This is a genomic window from Kitasatospora sp. NPDC059803 (assembly GCF_042732255.1).
GTDB lineage: Bacteria > Actinomycetota > Actinomycetes > Streptomycetales > Streptomycetaceae > Kitasatospora.
In genome coordinates this window covers 38147-44313 of record NZ_JBHWIJ010000039.1, presented here as the reverse complement: position 1 = coordinate 44313, position 6167 = coordinate 38147, and the positions used below count along the sequence as shown (strand labels likewise).

Genomic DNA, 6167 nt, shown 5'->3' with positions numbered 1-6167 from the left:
CCTCGTGACGTCTGCGCATCTCGCGGACCTGCCAGCGCATCAGGTCGTGGACGGTCTCGACGGTGCCATCGTCTCGCCACAGGGCGAAGTAGTAGAACACCGCGCTCTTCGGCGGCAGGTCATGCGGCAGGTAGCGCCACTGGCAGCCGGTGCGAGCCTGGTAAAAGATCGCGTTCACGATCTCCCGCATGTCGTAGCCGCCCTGGTGGCCGCTGACCGAGGTGTGCCGGCCCTTCCAGGAGACGATGACCGGCCCGATCAGCTCCCAGGCCTCATCCGACAGGTCACTCGGGTACGGAGCGCGTCCACCCACGCCCACCAGCGCACCGCATTTCCGGCCGATCGTGAAGTCCCAAAACCGGACAACCTGCCTTCAAGTACGACTAGACCCACCGACACTCGCAGAACACCCTCTAAGAGCAGGGCCTGCTCGTCGCGGGTGAGTTCGGCGGTCTCCCGGATCCGCCTCAGCACGGCGCCGATGCCGTCTGGTGCCATCATGCCCGTCCCCCAAGCCGTTGACTGACTGGTGCCCAATCCTGGCCCCCCAAAGCGGCCCCCCGTGCGAGAAATGCACCCCCTGCTGGCACCACCGGCACCACTACGGGCTGTAGTTGACTGTGTACCGGCCGGGTAGAGATCGGGCGAGATCAGGCCCTTCCCTCCGCACGGCACCCCCAAGCCCCCAGCTCCGGCCTGACGCCCCGAAGGGTTCCTTCGACATGCGCGTGTGCAACAGCAGCTTCTTCCTGGTCCGCGATCCCGTCTCCGTCCCCATGAGCCGCCAGCGGCTCGGCCGGCTGATCAAACAGTGGGGGGTCCGCACGGACAACGACAGCCGCCTGGCCCTGGACACCGTGATCTCGGAACTCGTCACCAACGCGGTGCGGCACACCAGCGGAGCGATGCTCACCGTCGGGGTGCACGCCAACCTCGACCTGCGCCGCCTGATCATCGAGGTCTACGACGGCTCGCGGGCCCTGCCCCGCCACCAGGTCTCGGGCCCGGACGCGGAGGCCGGCCGGGGCATCTTCCTGGTCGAGCGCCTGGCCCTTGCCCACGGGGCCGAGCACACCGTACGGGGCAAGAAGGTCTGGGCCGAGGTGGCCCTGCCCGAGCAGCCGCTCACCCGCCGCCAGCTCCTCGTCCACCCCCGCAGGGCGGCCCGCGCAGTGGCCCGCCGCCTGTCGGGCCACCGCCGCCCGCCGATACACCCGCCCGCCCTGGCCGCCACCGGCACCGGCACCGGCACCAGCACCCGCTGACGCCCTTGCCCACAGCCATGATCGAGAGGACGACATGACCACCACCCAGCACAGCACAGCGATCACGGACCCCGCCCGGTTGCACGGCCGGGCGGCCGTCCGCAGCTTCCTGGAGGGCCCCTCGCTCACGGCGGCCGACCTGTCGATGGTCCTACTGGTCCGCGAGGACAGCGAGGACGCCGACCGGCCGATGCCGACCGTCACGGTCGCCGAGATCCCGCAGACGGTGCGTGACCTGGCCTCCCTGGGCGTCCGCTCGGTGAAGGTGTTCGCCAACAGCCTGCATCGCGACGCCGAGGCGTCCGGCGCCGTCGCACCCGACAGCCTGATGGTGCGGGCCATCCACGCCGCAAAGGACGCCGAGCCGGGCATCGCGGTGATGACCGAGAACTGCCTGTGCGGCCACACCGACACCGGCGAATGCCACCTGACCAGCGCTGGCCGGATCGACCTGGACCGCACAGCAGCGATGATCGCCGCCCAGGCCGTCATCCAGGCCGAGGCCGGCGCCGACATCGTGGGACCGGCCGCGATGGTCCGGGGCACCACCTCCTGCGTGCGCCAAGCCCTGAACGAGAACGGCCACCGCGACGTGGCGACCATGCCCCATCTGATCTTCGACTCCGCCCTCTACGAGGGCTACCGGGCCACCATGCGGGCCACCCCGGCCTCCGGTGCCCACCGACCGTTCCAGATCTGCCCGCGCCAGCCGGAAACCGCGGTGGACACCGGTCTGGCTTTCGTCGGCGAGTGGGCCGACATGCTGCTGCTGGAACCAGGGATGCTCTCGGTGGATGTGCTCACCACCCTCAAGCAGAAGACCGCGGCGCCGCTGATGCCGTTCTCCGTCTCCGGCGAGTACACCCGGCTCGCCCCCCTCGATCCGGGCACCGGGCGGCGGGACTTCCGCCCGCTGCTGGAGCTGTTCATGATGCTCAAGCGCTCGGGTGCCGAGCGGATCATCACCTATGCCGCTGCTGACCTCGCGCGGCTGCTGGCCGGCTAAGCGGCCGGGCGGATCTCTGACAGGATCGCCTCGGCGCCCTGGTCCAGGAGAAGGCCGGCCACCTGGATGCCCAGCTTCTCCGGCTCCGAGACGGGGCCGGAGAAGCTGGCCTCGACCTGGTTCGTCCCGTCCAGGGAGGTGACCTGCGCGTGCAGCGACAGCGTGTCGCCGACGGCCTTCGCGTAGGCGCCGACCGGAACCGAGCACCCGCCGTGCAGTTCGCCGAGCATTGCCCGCTCGGCCCGAACCTCCGCGTCCACTACCAGGTCGCCGGTGTCGGCCAGAATTTCGCGGGCCAGCTCGTTGTCCTCGCGGATCTGGATCCCGAGCGCCCCCTGACCAGGGCTCGGGGGGAACTGGCCAAGCGGCAGCAACTCGCCGATCGCGCCGTCCAAGCCGAGTCGCACCAGCCCGGCCGCCGCCAGAACGACGCCGTCGAGGTTCATCGTCTTGAGCTTGTTCAGCCGGGGCGGCACGTTTCCGCGGATCGGCACGAAGACCAGGTCCGGGCGGACGTGCAGCAGCTGGGCGATCCGGCGGGCCGCCGACGTGCCGACCCGGCCACCCTGCGGCAGGTCGGCCAGCGTCGAGCCGCACAACGCATCCCGCACGTCCTCGCGGCCGGGCGGGGGCAGCAGCACCAGGCTGGGCGGGTTGCTGGTCGGCAGGTCTTTCAACGAGTGGACGATCACGTCCACCTCGCCCCGCACCAGCGCGGCTTCCTGCTCGGTGGAGAACGCGGAGCCGCCCGAGTGGGCCGACACCTGCGACAGGGCCGTCTTCCGGTCCCGGTCACCGCCTTCAAGGATCACCTGGTGCCGGAACTCAACGTCGGGGAAGCGGTCCCGCAACGGCGCCAGGAACTCCCTGACCTGCGCTCGCGCGAGGTGACTGGCCCGCGATCCGACAATCAGCGTCCGCATTCCCGAACTCCCGGCACCTGAAGAGATGTTGACCGCATGCTACTCGAACACGGGCCTACCTTTTCCGACGGTTTGTCGGAGTTGTGATTGGAGAGATCGAATGCCGTCCACCCGCCGCACGATCCGCATCGGCGCCCGCGCCTCGGCCATGTCGCTAGCCCAGGTTGCAAGCGTCCGGGCCGACCTGGCCGCACTCCACCCCGACGTGACCACCAAGCTGGTGGCGTTTCGTCGCGGCCGGCGACCGCGAGCCCGGCGAACAGGCCGAACTGCACGACAAGGGCGCCTTCACCGGCGACATCGAGGAAGCCCTGCTGAGCGGGGTGTGCGACCTCGCGGTGCACTGTACGAAGGACGTGGCAGGCGACCCGCTGGTCACCCCGGGCACCGTCTTCGCGGCCCACCCCGAGCGGGCGAACATTCGTGACGCCCTGATCCACCCGGGCGGCCTCACCCTCGACCAGCTGCCGCCCGGCACCCGGGTCGCCACCTCGGCGGTGCGGCGTGTCGCCCAGCTCACCCGCAGCCACCCCCACCTGGACCTGGTGCCGATCAGGGGGACGGCGAACCTGCGGCTGGCGGTCCTGGAAGCCGGGGAGGTCGATGCTCTGGTGCTGGCCGCCTCCGGGCTGGAGCGCATCGGTGAACAACACCGGATCAGCCAGGTCCTGACCGTCGAGCAGATGTGCCCGCCACTGGGGGCAGCCGTGCTCGGCTTGCAGTGCCGCGAGGATGACGCCGACCTGATCGACCTCCTCACCCCACTCGGCGACCGCGCCACGACGCGGGAGATCACCGCCGAGCGGGCCCTGCTCAACGCCCTGCGCGGGCACTGCAACAGCCCGATCGCCGGGTTCGCCCGCGCCTTCGAGGACGGGCACCTGGGCCTTCGCGCGATGGTCTTCTCCCCGGACGGCGCCACCGTGCTGGAAGCCCGCCAATCGGCCGGCCAGCTCAGCCCGGAAGCGCTCGGCGTGGGGGTCGCCGCCACCTTGATCCGCGACGGCGCCCGCGAGCTGATCGACTCGATCGACCACTGACCTCGCCCCTCGGAGGCGCCGGGGCCCTGCCCGGCGGCCTCCGGGAGGCCGTCGCAGGGCCATTCCGCTTGGCTCCCCGAGGGGGCTACCGCGAGCCGGTCGGCTGTCGCGGTTCTGTTTTCGCATCATCTTCCCTTGCCAACAATCCTCAGCCATCGTCTTGACCTCCACGTGCGAGTACGCTTCGAGAGCGTAGGCAACGACACTGACAACCAGCCCTGGGGCAAGGGGAGATGGCAGCGACGCATCGGCTGTTCGACGGCACCTCTACCGATCGAACTGAATCAATCAGGCCCCGCGCTCGCGGGGGTTGCTCCCCGTGTGTAGCCAGATGTTGAATCACGTTGAGAATCGGCCCCGCGCTCGCGGGGGTTGCTCCAGCAACGGCCCCAGCAGAAGAACATTCCGCCAATCGGCCCCGCGCTCGCGGGGGTTGCTCCGCCGTCACGTCAGCGCTCAAGAGCTACCACCTATCGGCCCCGCGCTCGCGGGGGTTGCTCCGAGAGGGATTCCCCGAACCTCGGGGGCCGGGCATCGGCCCCGCGCCCGTGGGGGTTGCTCTCGGGCAAGCGCACCACCGGGCGCAGCGCTGAGGTCGGCCCCGTGCTCGCGGGGGTGGCTCCTGCGGAGCGCTCATGCAGGACCAGGGTAGGCAATCGGCCCCGCGCTCGCGGGGGTTGTTCCACTCTGTTCACGGTCGGCGTCCGTGTGGGGGCGTCGACCTCCCGGTGATGTCCCTTGCTGTCGCCGAGGGCGGTGGGTGGTGAGTTCCTGCCGCCGGTCGTGGGAGGGCTTCAGGCCGTTGCGCGCCTTCGAGGTCCGCTTGGTGCTCTTGGCCTTGCGCGGGCGCTTGTGACCTGCGTCCGCCTGGCCGTGCCGGTGCTGGCTGCTCGGAGGATCGCGGGCGGTTCGGGGAAGACCGCGAGCCCCACCACGCCCCGCGCAGCGGAGGCCGGGGCGGCGCCGTTCCAGCGGGCCCAGGGGCCGCAACGCTATCCCTGCCTAAGCCTGGGGAGCGCCCACGCCGCACGCGTACGGTGCCCGGCCGGCGGCCGCGTGGCGGAGGAGGGTGAGGGCCTGTTCGGAGGGGGAGTTGGCGGGGGTGGTGCAGACGATGAGTGCCTGGTCCGGTGAGCGGGCGATGGACAGGGTCTGCTGGGTCACCGTGACCGTGCCGACGACGGGGTGGTGCAGGGCGTAGGACGAGGCGTCGCACGGCACTACGCGGTGGTCTGCCCACAGGGTGACGAACTCCGGGCTTTTCATGGTCAGTTCGCCGATCAGACCCGCGAGCAGCGCGTCCTCCGGATGTCTGCCGACGGCGATGCGCAGGTTGCCGACCACCGCGCGTGCCTTGCGTTTCCAGTCCGCGTACAGGTCTCGGCAGTGCAGGTCGAGGAAGAGCATCCGGCTCATGTTCGGTCGTCGGGCCGGGTCGTCCGGGCTGAGGAGGTCGAGGTGGCCGGCCAGCAGGGCGTGTCCGAGGGTGTTCCAGGCCAGGACGTCGGTGCGGCGGCCGAGCACGATCGCGGGGACGCCGTCGACGGCGCGGAGGAGGTCCCGGGTTTCGTCGGCGAGTTTCTCGGGCCGTGGGCGGCGTGGCCGGGGTGTGTGGCGGGCGGTGTCGGCGAGCCGGTCGAGGTGGGCGCGCTCGTGGGTGTCGAGCAGGAGGGCGCCGGCGATGGCGTCGAGTACCTCGGCGGAGGCCCCGCGGGACAGGCCCTGTTCGAGCCGGGTGTAGTAGGAGACGCTGACGCCCGCGAGTTGGGCCAGTTCTTCGCGCCGGAGCCCGGCCACCCGTCTGCGGGGCCCGAGGTCGCGCAGGCCGACGTCCTCGGGCCGCAGCTGCGCCCGTCGGGCTTGGAGGAAGGCGCCGAGTGGGCCTGGTCCGTTCATCACCCCAGTATTCGGTGGGCGGCCCGGTCCCTGCCAC

Annotated in this window: 6 protein-coding genes and 1 CRISPR repeat array; of the genes, 3 read left to right on the top strand and 3 right to left on the bottom strand. The window is 70.9% G+C overall.

Annotated features, from left to right (window positions below):
• The coding region (locus tag ACFV6I_RS09550; protein ID WP_380424136.1) for a transposase at nt 1-313 on the bottom strand (313 nt) is incomplete at its 3' end.
• A gap of 409 nt (nt 314-722) precedes the next feature.
• Here ACFV6I_RS09550 and ACFV6I_RS09545 point away from each other — a divergent pair.
• The gene (locus ACFV6I_RS09545; RefSeq protein ID WP_380424134.1) at nt 723-1265 is read left to right on the top strand and encodes an ATP-binding protein; all 543 of its coding nucleotides are present in this window, start codon (nt 723-725) and stop codon (nt 1263-1265) included.
• A gap of 34 nt (nt 1266-1299) precedes the next feature.
• Nucleotides 1300-2271 carry a hypothetical protein gene (locus ACFV6I_RS09540; protein WP_380424132.1) on the top strand — a complete coding sequence of 324 codons (972 nt, stop codon included), beginning with the start codon at nt 1300-1302 and terminating at the stop codon, nt 2269-2271.
• Here the strand turns inward: ACFV6I_RS09540 and hemC (ACFV6I_RS09535) are convergent.
• Nucleotides 2268-3194 (bottom strand): hydroxymethylbilane synthase, encoded by a 927-nt coding sequence (gene hemC, locus ACFV6I_RS09535; RefSeq protein ID WP_380424130.1) that lies wholly within the window; start codon nt 3192-3194, stop codon nt 2268-2270. The genes ACFV6I_RS09540 and hemC (ACFV6I_RS09535) overlap by 4 nt on opposite strands.
• 269 nt (nt 3195-3463) lie before the next feature.
• Here hemC (ACFV6I_RS09535) and hemC (ACFV6I_RS09530) point away from each other — a divergent pair, with 269 nt between their 5' ends.
• Nucleotides 3464-4234: a hydroxymethylbilane synthase gene (gene hemC / locus ACFV6I_RS09530; RefSeq protein WP_380424146.1), complete on the top strand. Its 771-nt coding sequence runs from the start codon at nt 3464-3466 to the stop codon at nt 4232-4234.
• A gap of 289 nt (nt 4235-4523) precedes the next feature.
• A CRISPR array of direct repeats spans nt 4524-4918; the repeat unit is 30 nt; unit sequence AATCGGCCCCGCGCTCGCGGGGGTTGCTCC.
• Between the two features lie 318 nt (nt 4919-5236).
• On the opposite strand, the gene ACFV6I_RS09525 is transcribed toward hemC (ACFV6I_RS09530), so the two are convergent.
• On the bottom strand, nt 5237-6130 hold the full coding sequence (locus tag ACFV6I_RS09525) for a helix-turn-helix domain-containing protein (protein ID WP_380424128.1): 894 nt from the start codon (nt 6128-6130) through the stop codon (nt 5237-5239).
• Between the last annotated feature and the right edge of the window lie 37 nt (nt 6131-6167).

Coding starts and splice junctions, on each gene's coding strand:
- ACFV6I_RS09545 (WP_380424134.1), top strand. CDS start 723: ATGCGCGTGTGCAACAGCAGCTTCTTCCTGGTCCGCGATCCCGTCTCC.
- ACFV6I_RS09525 (WP_380424128.1), bottom strand. CDS start 6,130: ATGAACGGACCAGGCCCACTCGGCGCCTTCCTCCAAGCCCGACGGGCG.
- hemC (WP_380424130.1), bottom strand. CDS start 3,194: ATGCGGACGCTGATTGTCGGATCGCGGGCCAGTCACCTCGCGCGAGCG.
- ACFV6I_RS09540 (WP_380424132.1), top strand. CDS start 1,300: ATGACCACCACCCAGCACAGCACAGCGATCACGGACCCCGCCCGGTTG.